Origin of the sequence: Parablautia sp. Marseille-Q6255 (assembly GCF_951230155.1) — a bacterium.
In the GTDB taxonomy this organism is placed as follows: domain Bacteria; phylum Bacillota; class Clostridia; order Lachnospirales; family Lachnospiraceae; genus Choladousia.
Genome location: NZ_CATNVD010000022.1, coordinates 22,070 through 43,392, shown reverse-complemented (window position 1 = coordinate 43,392; position 21,323 = coordinate 22,070). Strand labels below are relative to the sequence as shown.

Genomic DNA, 21,323 nt, shown 5'->3' with positions numbered 1-21,323 from the left:
TTGTGTCTGTGTTTTGGAACATTCAGCTATTCATACAAATATTCCATATCCATCGCACGTCTCACTGCTGAAGAGCTGTAGCCTTTTCTTAAAAGAAAACGATAGATCCGCTCCCTCTCTTTTTGATCCTGGCAGACGCTGGCGTAATGCTTCTTGTCCAGCCAGCGCCGGATCTGCTGTTCCTCGTCCGGCGTCTCTATCTGCGCCAGGGCTTCCCGAAAGGTTTCTTTTGATATTCCCTTTTGCAGAAGCTCCTGCTCCATCCGCCGCACACTTTTTTCTTCTCTGCGGTACTCCATAAAGCTGACGGCATAGCGCACATCATCAATGTAGTGATAGCTCTTTACATAAGAAACTGCCGTTTCCACAACATCAGCCGGATAAAAAAGCGTTTCCAGCTTCTTCCGGAGCTGCTGCTCTGTCCGATCCATCCGCTGCAGAAAATGCATCGCGCACAGCTTTGCACGCTTTGTAAGCAGCTCGCCCTGGATCTTCTCAAAATCTTTCTCCGAAAGCGTCCCGCCCTCGCGTATGGAAAACGCATCCAGCTCTTTCGCATATAATGGAAAACACGATCCATCCTCGAAAACAACAAGATATCTTCCCCCGCTCAGCTTTCGAAGCTCCTGTATCTGTCTCATATCACCGAATCGTCCTCTCAGACCGTTTATTCGTCGGATCCCTCAGGCTGCACGATCGCCGCCTCCGGCTCCTCCTGGGCTTCGATCAGACCGTACTGCTCGCGCACCTTTCGATCAAGCTCTGCCATAACATCCGCATGCTCGCGCAGATACAGCTTTGCATTTTCCCGTCCCTGACCGATCTTTTCGCCGTTGTAAGCATACCATGCGCCGCTCTTGTTCACGATATTATTGTTTGCAGCAAGATCAAGAATATCTCCCTCGCGGGAAATGCCCTTTCCAAACATGATGTCAAACTCTGCTTCCTTAAATGGAGGCGCGATCTTGTTTTTCACTACCTTGACGCGCGTTCTGTTCCCGATCACCTCTCCGCCCTGCTTGAGCGCTTCGATACGGCGGACATCAAGGCGGATCGACGAATAAAACTTGAGCGCACGGCCGCCTGTCGTCGTCTCAGGATTACCGAACATCACACCAACCTTCTCACGAAGCTGGTTGATAAAGATCACGCTGCAGTTGGACTTGCTGATCACGCCGGTCAGTTTACGCAGCGCCTGCGACATCAGACGCGCCTGGAGTCCTACGTGAGAATCCCCCATGTCTCCATCAATCTCTGCCTTTGGTACGAGAGCAGCTACCGAGTCAACGATAATGATGTCTACAGCTCCGGAGCGTACCATTGTCTCAGTAATCTCAAGCGCCTGCTCGCCATTGTCCGGCTGCGAAATGTAAAGATTGTCAATATCCACTCCGATATTTTTCGCATATACAGGATCAAGCGCATGCTCTGCGTCAATAAATCCTGCAATGCCGCCACGCTTCTGTACCTCGGCTACCATATGCAGAGCCACTGTCGTCTTACCGCTCGACTCCGGTCCATAGATCTCCACGATACGTCCCTTTGGTACGCCGCCAAGCCCCAGTGCAATGTCAAGGCTCAAAGAGCCCGTCGGAACCGTCTCTATATTCATATTGGCTCCGGTATCACCCAGCTTCATCACAGAGCCTTTTCCAAACTGCTTCTCAATCTGCGCAAGCGCAGCGTCCAATGCTTTTAACTTATCATCCTGTCCCATGTCTGTTCTCCTTTACCGAACTAATGTTCGTATTTCTTTCTTTATCCTAGTATACTTCTGCATAATTGTCAAGCGGTTCTTTGCAAATCTCTCTGAACTTCATATCGTAAATCGAATCTGCTGCCTTTCCTGCAGGCATTCAAAAATACTCATATTATTTTTACATATCCTCATATTATCACTTTTCAGTTCCTTTGTCAAGCAGCAAGAGCAAATTACAAAACAGTAAACTTCCCTTTGTCTGTGGATTACAAAGCATTGGGATTTCTGAAATGATGCCTGACGGCAGAAATAAGAGGCAGAAAAAGCGTCTGAATAGTAAGAAAAAATACAGGGAATACCGCAAAATCGCGGTATTCCCCGAAACTAAATCCGATCTGTGTTTTAAACTGCTATTTTACCTTCACCTTTACTTTGACCACAACGCCATTTTGCGCCATAGCATAAATATAACACGTTCCTTTGCCTTTCCAAATCCTGACGTTTTTTTACATCAGTATCTTTCTCACGTCATTAAACATCACGACTACCATCAGGACCATCAAAAGCAGCAGTCCTGTCATATGGATCCGCGCTTCCAGCTCCTGATTGACTTTCTTGCCGCGGATCGCCTCAACGATCAGAAAGGCAAGTCTTCCTCCATCGAGCGCCGGCAGAGGCAGCAGATTCATAACGCCAAGATTCGCCGTCAGCAGGATCGCCATATTGACAAGATTCAGCCAGACGTACAGCAGTCCGTCCTGTCTGCTCGCCTCATACGTATCACCGATCGCATCCACAACTCCGACCGGTCCCGCCATGTCATCGAGCGTCACGCCTCCTGTCACAAGCATTTTCAGGCTTTGCAGCGTGACATCGATCCAGTAATAGACCTCATGAGCGCTGTAGCGCAGTGTCTCGATCGGATTTGTTTTTTTTCTGATATTCACGCTGCCCTGTACACCATACAGATAGCCCGAATCTGTCAGCTCGGGAGTCACAGTCGCCGTATGCGTCCTTCCGTCACGCTCATATTCAAACACGACCGTCTCTCCGCTGTGAAACATTCCGTAATTCGATATTTCCCGATACAGCATGATCTTTTTGCCGTTCATTTTGGTGATCCGGTCCCCTGCCCGCAGTCCCGCTGCCTGGGCAGGAAGTCCTTCCGTCACACCGCGGATGATCGGCTCGTCATACCCGATATTGCCGATAATAAAAATAGAAAGTACAAATGCAAGAATAAAATTGAAGATCGGTCCTGCTGCGATCACGGAAATCCTTGCCCACACGGATTTGCTTCCGAATGTTCCCTCTCCCTCATCTTCACCGTCCTCACCAAGCATCATACAGGAACCGCCAAATGGAAGAAGCTTCAGAGAGTATCTGGTGCCTCCCCATTCATGACTTAACAGACGCGGTCCCATTCCCAGAGAGAATTCCACAACTGTGATGCCGTTCATTTTCGCAAACAGAAAATGCCCCAGCTCATGTACAATGATGATGACGCTAAATATCAGCAGCGCTATAAGAATCTTCAAATTACCACCTGCTTTCAATAATATCGTATACTGCCTGCTCTGTATTCAGGATCTGATCCACATCCGGGGACGCGATCACCTGATGCTCATCCATACAGAAACGGATGATCTCATAAATATCGGTAAACCCGATCTGGCGGTTCAAAAACTTGCTGACCGCGCGTTCATTCGCCGCATTGAACACCGTCGGCATAGAACCGCCTGTGCGCGCCGCCTCAAACGCATATTTCAATCCGAGAAATGTATCCAGATCCGGATCTTCAAACGTGATGCTGCCAATCTTTGCAAAGTCGAGGCGCTCTCCTGCAAGAAAACGTCTCTGCGGATAGTACAGCGCATACTGGATCGGAAGCTTCATATCCGGGGTGCCAAGCTGCGCGATCACCGCTCCATCAGCAAACTGCACCATCGAATGAATGATGCTCTGCGGCTGGATCACTACCTGTATCTGATCGAGGTCTGTGCCAAACAACCAGCGCGCCTCCATAACTTCCAGACCTTTATTTACCATGCTGGCAGAATCAATCGTGATCTTCTGCCCCATTGCCCAGTTCGGATGCTTCAGTGCGTCCTCCACGCGGACCTTTTCAAGCTCGCAATACGTGCGGCCGCGAAATGGCCCTCCCGATGCGGTAAGCAGGATCTTGTCGATCGCTCTGCCGTCCTCTCCATTGAGCGCCTGAAAAATCGCACTGTGCTCGCTGTCGACCGGAAGAATGCGTACCCCGTGCTCCTTTGCAAGCGGCATAATGATATGTCCGGCTGTCACCAGCGTCTCTTTGTTCGCAAGCGCAATGTCCTTTCCTGCTTTGATCGCCTCGATCGTCGGCACGATGCCGATCATCCCGACGATCGCTGTCACGAGAACCTGCGTCTCTTCACAGACTGCGACCTCCTTTAATCCTTCCATCCCGGATACGACGGTAACCGGAAGATCTGCCACCAGAAGCCGCAGCTCCTTTGCATCTGCTTCCTCCCACACAGCTGCTATACGTGGACGAAACTCGCGGATCTGCTGTGCCAGCAGCCGGATGTTCTTTCCTGCGGAAAGCGCTGTAACCTCTATATCACCGTTTGCCCTTACGACCTCCAGTGTCTGTGTACCGATGGAACCCGTAGAGCCGAGAATTGCTATCTTTTTCATCTGTACTTCATCCTTTCCTCACATACCGTCTAAAATACACCTGAAAATGCCTGCGCCAGATAATAGATCACCGGCGCGATAAAAATCACGCTGTCAAAACGGTCAAGGATCCCTCCATGCCCCGGGATCAGCTTTCCGTAATCCTTGATCCCGCGATTGCGCTTGATCGCTGATGCCGCCAGATCGCCGACCATAGAGATCAGACCTCCCAGAGCGCAGATCACTGCAAAGCTCATCATGGTATGCGTACCGCCGTCCATCCAGCCTGCGATCGCCGCCGCATAGATTGCTCCGATCAAGGCTGCGCCTACCACACCGCCAACAGCTCCCTCAACAGACTTTTTAGGGCTGAGCTTCGGCGACATCTTATGTTTTCCAAACAGCATGCCAACACAGTACGCACAGGTATCACATCCCCAGGAGCTGATAAAGATCAGCCATACGAGGAACACTCCGTGCTCCATAATGCGCAGCTCGTAGATGCAGGAAAGCATCACAGCCACATATACAACGCCAAAAAACGCACCTGTGACCTGATCAGTCTTGTAGCGCGGATATGTAAATACATACACAGCCATAAATAAAATGAGAAGAGCGATCAGTACTGTCATAGTATATGCAGAAAGATCCAGAATTACAATCATATAATAGAAAAAGCATCCCAGATATCCTACTGCTGCAAGAGGGGAGAACTTCCCGTCTTCAATACCCAGCGCCCGATACAGCTCATTCAGACCGATAATGGAGATCGCCAGCAGCGATGCCGCAAGCACCGGTCCGCCTGTGATCAGCAGTACAAGTGCAAGGGCCACCAGAACGATCCCGCTTAACAATCTTGTGCGAAACATATTATCCCTCCCTGTTTCCACCGTAAAGCCTGCTGCGGCCATTGAATTTTTCGATCGCCTTCCACAGATCATTTTTTGTAAATGCAGGCCACGGAACCTCTGTAAAATAAAATTCTGTATATGCCAGCTGCCACATCAGATAATTTGACAGGCGTTGCTCACCGCTTGTGCGGATCAGAAGATCCGGATCCGGCACCTCCGCCGTATCAAGGTACGATGCAAAGCTGCTCTCTGTGATCTCCTCCGGCCGGATCCTGCCTTCCATACAGTCTGTCGAGATCCTGCGTACTGCGCGCACGATCTCATCCCTGCTCCCGTAATTTAACGCGATCTGAAAGTTCAGTCCCGTATTATCTTTTGAGGATTCGACCAGCTCCTTAAGACTCTCCTGAAGATCCGGATCAAAGGCAGACGGATCTCCGAGCACGCGCACCTTCATGTTATTATCCCGCGCTGTTTTCATACATGTCTTTGTATACCGGCGGAACAGACGCATCAGACCATCTACCTCATCCCTGGAACGCTTCCAGTTCTCTGTAGAAAAAAGATATACCGTCAGATATTTGATCCCCATATTGTATGCGTCCTCACAGATTACCTCGAGGTTTTTTGCGCCGCGCGCATGGCCATAATTGCGCGGCATCCCCTTGCTTTTCGCCCATCGTCCGTTTCCATCCAGTATGATCGCAACGTGTTGTGGAATTACCATAAACATTCCTCCCAAAAAGAAAGAGCCGCAAAACAGCTCCGACGGCTCACTCCCCGTCTGTACAGTTTGCGGCATCCCTCGCATTTTTTATACTGTAAGAATTTCTTTTGATTTCTCGTCCACTGCTTTATCAATTTCCTTGATATATTTGTCCGTCAGCTTCTGTACCTTCTCTTCCAGCTCTTTTACTTCATCCTCGGATACATCCGCCTTGCCCAGCTTCTTCAGCGCATCGTTCGCGTCTCTTCTGATATTGCGGATCGCAACCTTGCCTGCCTCACCCTTTTTCTTGATGTCTTTTACAAGGTCCTTTCTGCGCTCCTCCGTAAGCTCCGGGAATACCAGACGGATCACGCGTCCGTCATTCGTCGGATTAATGCCAAGGTCAGAGGTCATGATCGCCTTTTCGATCACCTTTACCATAGATGCCTCCCACGGCTGGATCTGAAGGATCCTCGGCTCCGGAACAGTGATATTTCCCACCTGCTGAAGCGGTGTCGGCGTCCCGTAATAGTCTACCTTGATCTTGTTGAGCACATTCGGGTTCGCACGCCCTGCACGGATCGTCCCAAACTCTGCAAGCAGGCTGTTGTATGTCTTCGTCATCTTTTCATCATATACCTTGATTCTCTCATCCATGTTCTCTTCCTCCTATGAAACGGTAACCTTTGTACCGTTGAGCGTTCCATTTACTGTATTGACAATGCTGTTTTCCTGGTTCAGCCCAAAGACAAGCATCGGCATCTTATTTTCCATGCAAAGGATCGATGCAGTCATATCTACCACGCCGAGTTTGCGGTCAATGACCTCTGCGATCGAAATCTCGTCAAACTTCTTTGCAGCCGGGTTGTCTTTTGGATCGCTGTCATACACACCGTCGATCGACTTTGCAAGCAGGATCACCTCTGCCTCGATCTCGATCGCGCGCAGTACAGTCGCTGTATCCGTTGAAAAATATGGATGGCCTGTCCCGCCCGCAAAAAACGTCACAACGCCATTTGCAAGATTTTCATTTGCCCGGTCTTTTGAAAACAGCTCGGTGAAAGCACCGCAGGTAAACGGCGTCATCACAGATGTCTTCATTCCAACGGAGCGGAAGATCTCAGAAACGTAAATACAGTTCATCACCGTGGCGAGCATTCCGATCTGGTCTGCCTTTGTACGGTCGATCTTTTCACTGGAACGTCCTCTCCAGAAATTGCCGCCTCCGATCACGATACCGATCTCCATCCCCTGATCTACAAGCGTCTTTACCTGTTTTGCCACCTGTGTGACAGTCGGCTCGTCAAAACCGGTCTTTTTATCTCCGGCAAGCGCTTCACCGCTCAGCTTTAAAAGAACTCTTTTCATAATTCTTCTCCTTACATATGCTTTAATGATTACAGTATACCAGTATTTGTCTCCAAAATCTACTAAAATTTACTGAACGGTCTTCTGCTTCTGTTTGCGGTTCACATACATATGCGACAGCTTCTTCACAATAATGCTCAAATACCGGAATATCGGCTCTGTAATGATCGCAAAGATCACCAGAAGCATCATGCTCTTCTTTGATATGCTCGTGATCGCAAAAATACTGCTGACAAATATCATACAGTAGACGAGTCCCGCCGCCATACCAAACCACAGAATCCAGTGGCACTTTGTCATTGGCGAAGCGATCTGATAGAGGATCATCAGTCCTACGATCGCAAGTACGATCGTAGAGGAAGTCGATACGTCTGCCTCATTTACATTAAATTCAATGCAGAACAGATACAGTGCGCTGACTACGATAAAATCGGTCAGGCCTCCCGGCAGTGCCTTAAACAGGACATTGCTCAGGAAATGACCCTGTATCCGCTCCGTGTTCTTTTCAAGCGACATGATAAATGCCGGAATCCCGATCGTAAACATACTGATCAGCGAAATCTGCGATGGCTCCAGTGGATAATTTACCATCAAAACGATCGACAGGATCGACATGCACAAAGAGAATATGTTCTTCACAAGGAAGAGGCTTGCCGTACGCTCGATATTGTTGACCACGCGCCTTCCCTCTGCCACTACGGACGGCATCTTTGAAAAATCTGACTCCAGAAGCACAAGCTGAGATACCTGGGCTGCTGCATCGCTTCCCGAAGCCATTGCAATACTGCAGTCCGCATCCTTTAGCGCCAGTACATCATTCACCCCGTCTCCTGTCATCGCAACGGTATGCCCCGCAGCCTTCAGCGCACTGATCAGCTGACGCTTCTGATCCGGCGTCACGCGTCCGAATACGGTATATTTATTTGCCGCCTCCCGCAGCATCGCTTCATCAGTAAGTGTTCCGGCATCCACGTAGCACTCCGCATGGGCAATACCCGCTTCCTTTGCCACCTCAGAAACCGTTACCGGATTGTCTCCTGAAATAACCTTGATCTCCACACCCTGATTTGCAAAATACGTAAACGTCTCTTTTGCATTTTCCCGGATCGGATTTGCCAGAAGGATCATCCCCATCGGCTGCGCAGGCGCGCACAGCGCCTTGCCGTCAAGCGTCCCCTCATACGTTCCAAATACAAGTACGCGGTAGCCCTGATGGCTCCACCGCTCGATCTGAGCCGCGTATTGTGCATAAGACTCTTTCAGGACAAACTCCGGCGCTCCCAGCACATAGCTGGCATCTTCAAATACGGCGCCGCTGTATTTTGTCTCGGATGAAAACGGGAACACCTTTTCCGGGCGCTTCCCGCTGCGTTTGCGGAAAGCATCCTTGATCGCCTTCATGGTGATATTGTCTGTCGCCATGGCAGCGGCAAAATCACCGACCGCAAGCTCCACCTCCGCCTGCTCCTCTGACGAAAATTTCAGATCCTCCTGATCAACCTCCTCTGCCGCCTCCGTATCAGCCGCACCTGTCTCCACGCGGCGAAGCGGCAGCAGCTTTTTGACTGTCATGGTATTATCTGTGATCGTACCCGTCTTATCCACACACAGAACATCCACACGCGCCAGCGTCTCAATGCATTTCATATTGTGAACAAGCACCTTCTGCATCGCAAGACGCATCACACTGACTGCGAGCGCCACGCTTGCCAGCAGGTAGAGCCCCTCCGGGATCATGCCGATGATCGCAGCTACTGTAGCGGTCACACTGTCACGAAGAGAAGCCCCGTTGATCACATGCTGCTGGCTGAACAGGATAATAGCGATCGGAATGATCAGAATGCCGATCGTTTTGACCAGACGATCCAAAGAACGGATCATCTCAGAAACTTCCTCGTCATTCATCGCCTTCGCCTCGAGCGTCAGCTGCGATACATAAGAATCCTCGCCGACCTTCTCGATCCTCGCCTGACACTGCCCCGATACAACAAAACTTCCGGAAAGCAGCGCATCGCCTTTCTTCTTAATGATCTGGTCCGACTCACCGGTGATCAGTGACTCGTTGACAAGCACCTCGCCGGACTCCGCCACTGCATCTGCGGGAATCTGATTGCCTGCCGTAAAGACAACGACATCATCAAGCACCAGCTCTTCTGCCGGGATCACACGTTTTTGTCCGTCACGGATCACCGTACTCTTTGGCGCATTGAGGATGCTTAAGTTGTCCAGCACCTTTTTCGAACGCAGCTCCTGTATAATACCGATCAGCGTATTCGCCGTGATCACAGGCAAAAAAGTCAGATCTCTGAACGATCCTACCGCGATCAGCAGAACTGCGATAATGAAAAAAATCAGGTTAAAATACGTAAAAACATTGCTGAAAACAATCTCCTTCGGCGATTTTGACGCTGCCTCTACCGGTTTGTTTACGGCTCCCTGCGCAATCCGCTCATCCACCTGAGCCTGCGTAAGTCCCTTATCAATATCCGGCGTATACCGCTTCACCACCGTGATCTTCTCCGGGAGCCTGTACTCCTCCGGGATCACCTTTGTCTTTTTCAGCTTCTGCCCAAAGGCTTTTATGCTGTGCCACAAATCCCTGCTCTCTTTTTGCGGCTGTTTTATCTCTTCATGTTTTTCCACACTTCCACACCCTGTCCTTTTTACTTTATCATACTTCTAAATCTTACCACATTTTCCGCACTATTTTAACCCTCGAATTTCTGAAATTTTCTTAAAAAATTCTTGTGATCGTAAATTTTTTCTAGTATTTACAACTGTCGCTTATTAAAATTGGCATCATTTTACATCATTTTCCAGACACACGCGACCTGCCGGAAATAGTCGGAAAATCCGCAGTAAAGGCTTGTCGCGCAGCACGGTGAACCGGATTATCCGGGCAATTTTCTTAAATAATTCTAATTTCTTGTAACCTGCGTCAAATTCTGCTATACTTTCATACTGGACTTCTTTCTTTACCCGCAACTGTCAACAGTCAGAGAAGCGTTCCTGAAACTGCTGTAAAATCAGTTCGTTTATGAACGCCTCCTGTCATCATAAATCAAAGGAGATACACCGCATGGGACTGCAATTACATAAAAAACTGATCAATGCCTCCACTTTGTGGTATCTGCTGACACTCGACAAGACCATGTCCGCAGATGAAAAAAAAAGCAAGGCCATACAAAACCGTAAAGTACATAAACTGATGAAAAAAGCCTATGAGATCCCCTTCTACCGCCAGCGTTTTGATCAGAACCATCTGACGCCGGATGATTTTTTCTGCAGTGAGGATCTCGTTAAGTTTCCCGTCATCACAAAGGATGAGCTGCGCGCCTGGATGAAGGAGCTTTATGATACGCATCCAAAAGAGCGGGATTCCTGGGACGCCACCAGCACAAGCGGCTCTACCGGTATCCCACTGAAGCTTTATCAGTCTCAGCGAGAGCATGCGTGTGCCAATGCAAGCTGGATCCGTATCCTGATGTCCTTTGGCTATCATCCGTTTTCAGGAAAAATGATCACCTTTGAATCGAGCTATCGCACAGAAAAGAAAAGCCAGGACTCCTTTGTTCAGCGATTCGGTATCCTGCAGCGCCGCAGACTTTCTGAAAAGCGCTGTGTTGGAGACGGCATGAAGGATGTGATCCGTGAATTAAATGAATATGAGCCGGATCTGATCTGCCTGCGCAAAAACTGTATCGTTCGCATTGCTCTGTACGCGCAGCAGCACAATATACCGGTCAAAAAGCCAAAATGGTATATCCCGGTCAGTGAAATGGTAGATGAGGTCACGCGCAATATCCTGGAAAAAACCTTCGGCCCCGGACTGGTCGACGCCTATGGCAGCGACGAGACAGGAAGCTGTATCATCAAGCGCCCCGGAAACGATTATTACGATATCTGTAACGACACACACGTCGTAAATATTTACGATGAAAACGGAAATCTCTCTGACAACGGACGCGTCATCATTACGCCGCTTTATAAGACCGATTTTCCGATCATCAATTACGATATCGGCGATACTGCTTCTTCCTATACAAAAAACGGTCTGCGCTACGTCACAAAAATATATGGCCGCTTAAACGATACCATCAAACACGAGCACGGTGAAGATACCTCTGTACTGGAGCTGCGTAAAATCCCAAATGGCATCACCGGTATCGCCCAGTTCCGTTATGTGCAGGAATCCTACCATGACCTCAGAGTAGAGCTCGTCCGCGACCCCCAGGATACCACCTATTCCCAAAAAGAAATCGAAGATTTCTTCCGCAGACAGCTTACCAGCCTGTATCAGGATGAATTTCGTATCCATATCGAGTGGCTCGACGTCATCCCTCCTGATCCAAACGGAAAACTCCGCTGCTTCGTGTGCAACGTATAAGACAGCAAGCAAAGAGTAAAAACAGACGGCGCAGATTTATCTGCTGCTGGCTGGTTTTACTCTTTGAGAAGATGGCGGTACGCCATCAGCCACAGACAATAGCCGCTTGCGGCGATTAGCCTGCCTGGCAGGCGGTCTGTGGCTTGCTGTCTTATACATATAGCACGAACAGCAGGCAAGGGCAAAACAGACGGCGCAGATTTATCTGCTGCTGGCTGGTTTTACTCTTTGAGAAGATGGCGGTCTGTAGCTTGCTTTTTACTTTTTTGCTGAGGAGATTGATATGTCGGAAAAAAACTCTGCTGCCTCTCTGAATAAAACCGCTTTCAAGGCAGGCATTTTTTATATAGTCGCACAGCTTTTTGTGCGCGGTATCACCTTTTTCATGACGCCTGTGTTTACGCGTCTGCTCAGTCAGGAGCAATTCAACCAGTACAAGCTTTTTGAATCATGGCTGCTGATCTTCGGACCGGTCATGTCTTTATGTCTGTGGCGCAGTGTAGAACGCGCAAAATACGATGTCAAAGAAAAGTTTAATGAGTACGTCTCCAGCGTCCAGACGCTGTCCTACCTCTCTATCACTGTATTTTTTGCGGCCTTCCTGATATTGCGCGAACCGGTAAAGCAGCTTTCTTCTATGACCGGACTGGTGCTGAGTGATTTTATGCTCATTATCGCTTTTTTATATACCTATGCGCACACGAGTATTTTTTATTTTCAAAGACGGGAAAAGCAGATGATGCGCTACAAGGCAAGCACTGCGTTTACAGCGGCGACTGTCGTGCCGGCAACGCTTCTGTCTGTCCTGCTTGTCGTATGGGGCAGGACAAATGGGCATACCAGTGATCTGCTGTCTTTGCGTATTGCCGGATACTACATCCCGATGGTGATCGGCGGCCTTGGCATCGGAGCGCTGATGCTCATCCAGGGCAAAAAAGCCGTGGATCTCCATTACTGGAAATATGCTCTGTGCTTCAGTCTCCCGCTGATCCCGGAGGTTCTCTCGATCCAGATCATGAATCAGGCTGACAAGGTCATGGTTTCTGCCATGTCAGGCTCTGTCTGCGGATCTATCCTGGCGCTTGCCACTACGGTCTCCTACATCATCTGGATTCTGGAGGATTCGGTCTGGAATGCATGGCTTCCGTGGATGTACGAAAAGATCGCACGCGGTGAGGGGCATGAAATCCGCCCGAACTGGACAGTCCTGATGCACGCCTTCGGCGCTGTTTCCTTCGCGCTTGTCCTGTTCGCTCCTGAGATCATCTGGATCCTCGGAGGCAGCAAATACCGGGATGCCGTCTATCTCGTTGCTCCGATGGTCACCGGCACACTGTTCCGTTTTTACAGCTACAGCTACACAGCTATCCAGAATTTTCACAAAAAGACGGGATTTGTCGCTGCCTCTACCGTATCAGTCATGTTTTTAAACGTGATCCTCAACTATATTTTTATCCGTCTGTTCGGCTATCAGGCAGCCGCCTATACTACCGCATTTTGCTATCTCGTGCTGATGTGCGTACAGGCCTTTATGGAAAAACGTGCAACAGGTACGCAGCTTATCCCTCTCGGGAAAACACTGACGATCTCCTGTTCCTGGTTTTTCCTGTGTATGGCGGCCATGCTCCTGTTTCAGCTTCCATTTCTTCTGCGCTATGCGGCAGCCGCTGTATTTGCCCTCTGCGGGCTTAAATACTTCCTTCCGCAACTAAAGGCAGTTATGAAAACATTAAAAAAGAACAAAAAAAAGCAGTAGGCTAACTGCAAAAGCGGCACAGCATTTCCGGTTCTCTTGCGTGATACCGAAGCGCTGTGCCGCTTTTATATTCTTATTTTTCCTCTACAGTTACCGTAATCTGCTCAAGCGCCTCATGCAGCTTTTCTACTGCCGCATCCAGCGTCTTGCCCTTCGTGATGACATGCCCAATGCGGTTGGGACCTACATGGAATTTTTTTACCCGGTCCCCTACGCCGTAATCAAACTGGATCGCATAAATATCCTCATCCGGTCTGTTGCGGTTTTCGATCGAGCAGATCACACCATCCTTCTCGCTGCGAAGGAGCATGCTCGCATTCGGAACTGCCTGCGTCTGCGGAAATTCTACCTCTTCGCCGAGCGCTGCCTGAACCAGCTTCTCATAGTAATCAAATCCGTAGTAGATAGATACCAGCTCTGCAAGACACGTTGCTCCGGAGCGTCCGCCAAGCTCCAGCACGTATGTTTTATCATCTTTTAAGATAAAATCGGCATTGATCGCGCAGTTGTCAAGCCCCATTGCCACGATCGCCTTTTCAAGCTGTACCTTTGCATCTGCTATGATCGCATCGTCCAGCTCATACGGCGCAAAATGTCCGATCGGTACGCCTGTATCTCCCTGAAATACATAGTCTCCATGAGGAAGGATAAATTTCACTTCTCCATGATACACAAATGCCTGCGCTCCGAATTCTTTTCCCTCAATAAACTCTTCAATGATAAAAAAGTCTGTCCGTGTATTTTCTTTTACCACGCGGCGCGCTCCTTCAAATTCACTGACCGAATCTACCCGGACGATCCCCCGGCTTCCCGATGTATCGACCGCCTTAAAAATCAGCGGGAAATCAAGCCCTCTCACCGCTTCATACATATCCTCCTCAAAGGATACCTCCCGGAACCGAGCGGTCCGCACACCGTATTCCTCGTATTTCTTTTTCATGCGGATCTTATTGGACGCGATCTGCGCTGCCTCAAAGCTCAGTCCTGTAAGCCCAAGCTCGTCACAGACCTTCCCGATCGTAATGACTGCCACATCTGTACCTGCTGTCACGATCCCGTCGATCTGCTTTTCTTTCGCGATCTGCAGGATCTTATCGTAATTCACCGTATCCTCATAGCAGATCTCATCTGCAAATGCAAACCCCGGATATTTTCCCGGAATGCTGACAACGATCGTATAGACGCCCATCTCTCTGGCTTTTTTGATGAGCGGCACCTGATACGTGCCAGCCCCCATTACCATCAGCTTTTTCATATTTATTTTCCGCCTTTCTGCGAAAGGCACCGATGGGGTTATGAAACCAACGGTTATCTTTCGCTTTTTATTCTATTTTCCTTCTGATATTATCTTCTTAAATAAGACTGACACACTACAGAACACGTAGAGGTGAGTGGCGGGGCTGTATAGCGGCAACCTCGCATATCTATATGTCGTCGGTCATCCGTTAAGGCATCAATGATTGGCGCATTCCCTTAGCCCGTAAACTTATCTCTTCCAAAGTCGACTCGATTTTGCCGGATGACCAGTCACTGTCAGTTTTATTGCTATAAAATATCAGGGAGGTTATTTTATTGTCGTTTAAAATTCTCAAAAACAATTGCTGCGGACTTGATGTCCACAAAACATGGATCTTTGCCTGCATTGGTATTACGGATTCTCACAGTCGTACAGAGTATAAGCAAGCTCGCTTTTCTTCCTTTTCAAAGGGATTACAAGAGTTGTGTAACTGGCTTGCTAAATATAACTGTACCGATGTCTGTATGGAATCAACCGGCAAGTACTGGATTCCTGTTTTTAACATCCTCGAGAAGAATAACATCTGGGTTACTCTTTCTCATCCCAAATACACAAAACCCCAAAAGGGCAATAAAACTGATCGTAAGGACGCCAAGTGGATTTGTGATTTATATATGTGCGGAATGGTAAAACCATCCTTTATTCCACCTGCTGACATCCGCGAATTAAGAGATTTGGTTCGATACCGCTATAAACTCACCTGCATGATTACCGGGGAAAAGAATCGTGCTCAAAATTGCCTTACCGTATCGAATTTAAAATTAGATGATGTCTTTTCTGATGTATTTGGTAAATCTTCCCGTTCTATTACGGAACAGATTTTGCAACATCATGGGGAAACTTTCGATGTAGCACCTTTTGTGGATAGCAGATGTAAAACTCCTATTGAAGAAATACAGGCTGCGGTTGATGGTGCTATATCTACAGAACAGGCTGTGAAACTCAGACAATGCCTGAATCACATCGATGAATTAGAAATGCACAAAGCTGAAATAGAACGGGAAATCTTTCGTCTCAGTGATAAATACGAAGAAGCCCTTACTCTTATTCGTACTGTTCCCGGATTCGACAAGAACCCTATGACTGCTATTCAGGTGCTCTCTGAAATCGGAGGTGATATGTCTGTCTTCCCCACAGCTAAAAACCTCGTCTCATGGGCAGGATGTTGTCCTCGCAACGATCAAAGCAATCAAAAAATCAAATCCACTAGGATTTCCCGTGCTGGTTCCTATTTTAAACCAGTTTTGGTGCAAGTTGCAAATGCTTTAATCAAATCGAAGAAAAATCCTGAATTTACTACCCGTTATCGACGTATCAAAGCACGGCGTGGTCACAAGAAAGCTATTATTGCCATCTGTCGTATGCTCCTGACCGCTATCTGGCACATACTCACAGATTTAAAACCGTATACACCGGAGGGCTTTCTTGAATCACGTCCTGTGAACGAATCAAAAGTACTGACCACTTCACAGGCACTTAATCTGCTTAAACAGCGAGGATATATCATTAAAAATGATATAATTCCTGTTTCCTGATTAGGTGTTGTGTCCATATTTACTTTTCAAAATCATCTCAAATGATGATTTATTTGTCATGCCCTTTATTTCTTGGCTATTTTCTACTTGATTGTTTCAAACTTCCACCTTCTGCATACACTCATACTTGCCCGGCTGTACGCACCTTTCCATTTTGTGTTTCCTCTATCCAGTCCTGTCTGCCCCTTCTGCAAAAGGCTTGTCAGTCCTTTTCTCCCGCCTGTGCATTCTGCTCCGCTTTGTCTGCAGAGCATGGCGCATCCTCCTTCACGGCTGCCGCGCAGATCTTTCCTTCCTGCTGCGCATGCGCGCTTCCTCTCTCCTGGGCCTCCATCTGATGCACACTGCGTACGACAAACTGCGGATTTCTGCTCATACCAAGGAAGATCCTGCCGACATACTCCCCGATGATCCCCATAAACATCAGATTCACACCTGAGAAAAAGCACAGAGCAACCATCATGGACGGCCATCCGATGTAGGTTGCCGGGCGCACGATCTTCAGGATCACGACACCAAGCGCCCCGAGCAGTCCCAGGATCGCAAACCCAAATCCTGCCAGCGTAGCAAGCTGCAGAGGAACGACCGAAAATCCAAGGATGTTCGACCACAGCTTCAGCAGCTTCTTTAATGTGTAATTGGAGGAACCGACCTCCCGTTCAAAGTGCTGGATCGGAACAGTGCTGATGTTGCGCGTAGTCCGCAGAAACAGCCCCTGCAGATGCGTATAAGCGCTCTTATAATCTACGGCATAATCCCTGACAAACTTCCTGATGATCCAGAAGCTCGATGTCCGCAGATCCTTCGGTTTTTTCAGCAGGATCCGTACCGTAAGAGAATTGATATAGCTTCCGAAGTTTCGGAATCTGCTGTGCTTCTTCTCCGGATAATATCCATATACAATATCATATCCCTTGTCAAACTCCTCCAGCAGATATTTAAGCTGCGACGGATGGGTCTGCATATCGTCATCCATTGCAATAAACGCATCGCCCGAGGCATGGTTGAGTCCTGCCATCACAGCGTTATGCTGTCCTGCATTTTTTGCAAGCTCGACCACCCTTACGCACGGATAATCCCGGACAAGCCCCATCAGAGCAGCCATTGTCTCACCGCCGTCCGGCGAGCAGTCATCGACTAGCACAAATTCATATTCCTTCTTATCCAGCTTTTCAAGCTCCTGCATCGTCAGCTCGACTACCTTGCGGATCGTCTGGGAAGAACGATAACAGGGAATTATAATTGAGTATACCACGTTATGACTCTCCTGACCGTTTTTTCTTCTTTTTTCTCATGTAGAAAATTACATTCAGTACTATAAATAATACCACTGCCGACGGCATGATGACAAGCGCATATTTCACGCCCGGGATCTCAAACGTAAGCTCTATCGTATGCTCTCCGGCCGAAAGAGGCAGTGCCATATACATGTAGTTTGCCCGCCCGAGCTGTGTCTTTTCCCCGTCGACATACGCCGTCCATCCATTCTGGTATGGAATACTGAGCACGAGGATCTTATCCTCCTCCAGAGACACAGTCCCGGAAACCGTGTTTGTCCCGATCTCTGCCTGCTCCAGCACATCCTGCGTCAGCCCCGCGGCATACTGCGGAAGCACATCCATCGGCTGACTGTAAAGGATCATCTCATCAAATTTGATCTCTCCGGCGCGATTCATAATGAGCTGGCAGGAGCTGATCACATCCTCATGATAGCCCAGGTTAAAAACGTAATCCTTCTGACCGCTCCCGTAGCGGTCATCATCTGATCGGAAACTGTAGCCAAGCTTATTCTCCTGGGTCTTGAAGGTCAGGTTCAAAGGTTCCTCGGACATATCCCCTTCCAGTACCGCATTTTTAAGCACAAGGTATGTCTCCGAATCAGGCAGGCTCTCAAACTTGAATTTTACCTTTGCCTTATCCTGCTCTGCGACCCAGGAATGGTCGGTTACGTTAATCCCCTTTTCCGCTTTTACCTCAAAGTCAAGACGCCTGGAGGTGATCTGCGGTCCGTCTGTCTTACCACCCTCCTTCTTTTTCGCGTCCTGCTCTCCGGTTTTGCCAAGCGCTGCGAGCATATCGTCCTCCAGCATCACCTGCTGCATCATGACCTCCTGACGCTCCAGCACGTCATACTGCTCCAGCTCTTCCCTCGAGATCGCAGAGTCATACGTATAGCCAAGCGGAAGTGCGTACTGGTTTTCACAGACAACGGTCTCCTTCCCGTTTACTTCGGTACGCAGTGCCTCCTGCGTGCCGTACGGAAGTGGGCGCTCCGGACTCCCTGTGCCGTCCTCCCCGTCATAATACGCATAATATTTCACTGCGGCAAGCTCATTCATGAACGCCCGGTTGCTCAGACCCAGAAGCTGCGTCACACTGTACCCCGTGCTGCCCATCTGTTCCAGATATTCCGTAATGCTGCCGTTGAACGTACTGTTAAACATCGTGACACTGTTGTAATCAAGGATAATAGACGAAGAGATCGTCGAATAATCCAGCTTCGGAACTGCGCAGCGGTAAAAGCTCTCATCCTCCACCTCTTTTACTGCCACAAGAGGCGAATCCTCCGCTTTTTGCTTTGCCTCTCCGGGCGCTGTGTATTCGCTTACTACATCATCCATATAAAACAGAGAAAATCCATTATAGAATACCATAGCCGCTGTCAGCAAAACCATGAGACTCTGTTTCTGGAATACCGATACTTTTTTCACGCGGTCCTGCCCCACCAATACCACTGCAAAGGTTACGGCAAGAAAAATAAATGCAAGCTTCACATAGCGCGTGATCAGCACAGTACCGAAAAATGCCAGGAATCCATACACTGCCACAGCTCCGGCACAGATCTGTATTTCTCTTTTTTTCATCTGCCGCATATCCGCAAGCGTATCCGCCACGATAAACGCCACAAGAAGCGCGATCAGATAGCACCAGCGATTTATCACAGAGCTAAAGCCGCTAAACACAAATCCAGTCACCGGAAACAGCATCAAAAGTGCGGTGATCACAGACAGCACCTTCAGCTCCTTCCTGCCCTTTCTTGTAAAAAGAAAGACCACACATAAAAAGGCGATCGGCAAAAATCCGAGCTTCATCCATTCTCCGGGAGAATTTGCCGTTGTCAGAAAGCTCAAAAAGCAGCGGACCGGCCACTGTTCATTATAGAAAAGCAAAGAAGGTGTCTTGATCACCGCTCCGCCGCTTCGCCCTGATCCTACATACAGCCCAAAGGTCGTCACCAGCACAATGCACGAGATCGCCACACCGAGCAGGTACGAACCGCTGATGACCAGACCCTTTGTCATAAAATTCTTAAATGTCCGCTTTTCTTTTTCTTTCTGACAGAAAAAGCGGACCAGAAAATAAATGGCAAGCCCCAGAGTATTCATGTACAGATAATAGTAATTGCTAAACAGAGATACCGCCACGAAAATCGTACAAAGCTGCCAGCGCCTGCCGCGCAGGATCTCCTCGATCGCGATCACCAGAAGAGGGAGCATGATCATCGCGATCATAAACATCGTATGGCGCGCCCCTCCAAACAGCGCAAAGCCGCAAAATACATATACGGCGCTTGCTATAAAGGTGGAAAAATAGTCCTTTTTAAAATACAAAAACAGTATCGATGCTGTGATGCCGGACAGATAAAAACGCAGCACAGTGATCACATTGTAGGCAAGCTCCACATGATCTTCTCCGAACAAAGCGAAGATAAAATACAGCGGTTCCAGGCTGTAGGTGATCTCTCCGCCCATACCGAGGCGGAAATCATACATCGGAAGCTCAAAATTGCCGGAAAAGAAGTTTGCAAACAGCTCCCTGATATAATTCGCAAAGTAGGCTGCTCTGGGATAATACTGAGACACTCCGTCCGCCTCCCACAGCAGCGTGTTCCCTGTCGCGAAAAACACCGAAAAACAAAGCGCCATCAAAACAGCAAAGGCCCCCGTATAGATCACGAAGTACAGAGCGGTCTTATGCCTGGATGCTGCAAATCTTCTGGCACAGCTTTCATATACTCTGCAAAATACAGAAAATCCCAGTATTGCCAGATAGATCAAAAGAAGCGCGCCTGCAGCGATCACAACAGACCACCTGATCCCAAATCCGGCCGTATCTGCCGCCAAAAAATGGAGCCCGAACATCGCTGCCGCATAGACCGGAAGGATCGCTTCTGCCGTATCGCACACAAACCGCACCCGGCCAGACCGCAGCGTAAGCTCCGAGAGAAGCTCTGCTCCCACATAAACCAGATATACAGGAAGAAGAGACAGCGTGATCCGGCAAACATCCTGCAGGATCGTCCCATACAAAAGAAGCGACAGCGCCGTACCTGCTGCTGCTCCCGCTGCCAGTCTCCACTGAAAGCCCGGTTTTTCCTTTCCAAACCACATGCCGATAAGGAAAAACGCAAAATACGGAAGTCCCGGCACTGCCGGCATGGAAGAGGAACCGACCAGAGCCGCAATGATCGCATAGCTCTCTCCCTCTACGCGCAAAAGGGCGCAGCCGACACACAGTCCTGCTGCCAGTACCAGATACTTTGGCTTTTTTGCAGCTGTCCCCAGCTTTTCATAAAACACCCACACAAGCAGAGCAGTCACTGCAAGCGTAAAAAACACAGCGCTCACAGACGGAACGGTAACAACAGAGAGCACCCGCACCAGGCTGTACGGCACACTGTTTCCATACTGTATCGTCTCCTGTGCGACAGCAAGTACAAAAAAGTACAGATAATACCGCACGAAAAGCCGCAGCATTTGCTCCTTTCCCCGTTTCACCGGCATCCCTGTCCACATCTGCCAGAAGCAGTAGCCAAGGCGGAATAAAAATCCCGGCACAAATACAGCATACAACCCCATATTAAGCACGTTTGCCAGCTGTCCATGCTGTGTGTCCCCGACAAGCAGCTGCAATGCCATATACCCAAAAAAGCATCCAAAGATCAGCAGGTTCATTTCCTGATCGCATCTGTTTTGTCTTACAACCTTTTCTTTCCCCATAGGTTTACCAGTACCGGTGTCCTGATACCGCGTATCAGCCACACCGGATATCCTTTCTAA

General features: G+C 48.8%; 15 protein-coding genes. 3 read left to right on the top strand and 12 right to left on the bottom strand.

All coding sequences use genetic code 11. The features are described 5' to 3' along the window. Positions 1-26: 26 nt before the first annotated feature. The 9 genes from QOX44_RS16105 to QOX44_RS16065 all read right to left on the bottom strand — a co-directional run bounded on the left by QOX44_RS16105 (position 27) and on the right by QOX44_RS16065 (position 9,796). Complete coding sequence (locus QOX44_RS16105) at positions 27-641, bottom strand: regulatory protein RecX (RefSeq protein WP_283684665.1); 615 nt, start codon at positions 639-641, stop codon at positions 27-29. Positions 642-667: 26 nt separating this feature from the next. Beyond that, on the bottom strand, positions 668-1,717 hold the full coding sequence (gene recA / locus QOX44_RS16100; RefSeq protein ID WP_283684663.1) for a recombinase RecA: 1,050 nt from the start codon (positions 1,715-1,717) through the stop codon (positions 668-670). Between the two features lie 488 nt (positions 1,718-2,205). Beyond that, positions 2,206-3,237, bottom strand: coding sequence for an RIP metalloprotease RseP (gene rseP, locus QOX44_RS16095; protein WP_283684660.1), 1,032 nt, complete (start codon positions 3,235-3,237; stop codon positions 2,206-2,208). A 1-nt stretch (position 3,238) separates the two neighbouring features. Continuing rightward, positions 3,239-4,381 carry a 1-deoxy-D-xylulose-5-phosphate reductoisomerase gene (dxr, locus tag QOX44_RS16090; RefSeq protein WP_283684658.1) on the bottom strand — a complete coding sequence of 381 codons (1,143 nt, stop codon included), beginning with the start codon at positions 4,379-4,381 and terminating at the stop codon, positions 3,239-3,241. Positions 4,382-4,410: 29 nt separating this feature from the next. Further along, positions 4,411-5,229 (bottom strand): phosphatidate cytidylyltransferase, encoded by an 819-nt coding sequence (locus QOX44_RS16085; RefSeq protein ID WP_283684657.1) that lies wholly within the window; start codon positions 5,227-5,229, stop codon positions 4,411-4,413. Position 5,230: 1 nt separating this feature from the next. Next, a complete protein-coding gene (gene uppS, locus QOX44_RS16080; RefSeq protein WP_283684655.1) occupies positions 5,231-5,938 on the bottom strand; it encodes a polyprenyl diphosphate synthase in 708 nt (235 codons plus the stop codon). Positions 5,939-6,025: 87 nt separating this feature from the next. Beyond that, the gene (gene frr, locus QOX44_RS16075) at positions 6,026-6,577 is read right to left on the bottom strand and encodes a ribosome recycling factor (protein WP_283684653.1); all 552 of its coding nucleotides are present in this window, start codon (positions 6,575-6,577) and stop codon (positions 6,026-6,028) included. A 12-nt stretch (positions 6,578-6,589) separates the two neighbouring features. Next, positions 6,590-7,288, bottom strand: coding sequence for a UMP kinase (pyrH, locus tag QOX44_RS16070; protein ID WP_283684651.1), 699 nt, complete (start codon positions 7,286-7,288; stop codon positions 6,590-6,592). Between the two features lie 69 nt (positions 7,289-7,357). After that, entirely contained in the window at positions 7,358-9,796 is a 2,439-nt protein-coding gene (locus QOX44_RS16065) for a cation-translocating P-type ATPase (RefSeq protein WP_283684699.1), read from the bottom strand. A 571-nt stretch (positions 9,797-10,367) separates the two neighbouring features. On the opposite strand from QOX44_RS16065, the gene QOX44_RS16060 reads away from it, so the two are divergent. Further along, positions 10,368-11,675 carry a hypothetical protein gene (locus tag QOX44_RS16060; RefSeq protein ID WP_283684648.1) on the top strand — a complete coding sequence of 436 codons (1,308 nt, stop codon included), beginning with the start codon at positions 10,368-10,370 and terminating at the stop codon, positions 11,673-11,675. A gap of 283 nt (positions 11,676-11,958) precedes the next feature. Beyond that, a complete protein-coding gene (locus QOX44_RS16055; RefSeq protein ID WP_283684645.1) occupies positions 11,959-13,431 on the top strand; it encodes a lipopolysaccharide biosynthesis protein in 1,473 nt (490 codons plus the stop codon). Positions 13,432-13,504: 73 nt separating this feature from the next. Here QOX44_RS16055 and QOX44_RS16050 read toward each other — a convergent pair whose 3' ends face one another. Then, positions 13,505-14,686, bottom strand: a complete 1,182-nt coding sequence (locus QOX44_RS16050; protein WP_283684643.1) for an ATP-grasp domain-containing protein — start codon at positions 14,684-14,686, stop codon at positions 13,505-13,507. Positions 14,687-15,003: 317 nt separating this feature from the next. Here QOX44_RS16050 and QOX44_RS16045 point away from each other — a divergent pair, with 317 nt between their 5' ends. Continuing rightward, a complete protein-coding gene (locus QOX44_RS16045; RefSeq protein ID WP_283682584.1) occupies positions 15,004-16,263 on the top strand; it encodes an IS110 family transposase in 1,260 nt (419 codons plus the stop codon). A 202-nt stretch (positions 16,264-16,465) separates the two neighbouring features. Here QOX44_RS16045 and QOX44_RS16040 read toward each other — a convergent pair whose 3' ends face one another. Beyond that, positions 16,466-17,518: a glycosyltransferase family 2 protein gene (locus tag QOX44_RS16040; RefSeq protein ID WP_283684641.1), complete on the bottom strand. Its 1,053-nt coding sequence runs from the start codon at positions 17,516-17,518 to the stop codon at positions 16,466-16,468. A 1-nt stretch (position 17,519) separates the two neighbouring features. After that, a complete protein-coding gene (locus QOX44_RS16035; protein WP_283684639.1) occupies positions 17,520-21,305 on the bottom strand; it encodes a YfhO family protein in 3,786 nt (1,261 codons plus the stop codon). Positions 21,306-21,323 lie beyond the last annotated feature (18 nt).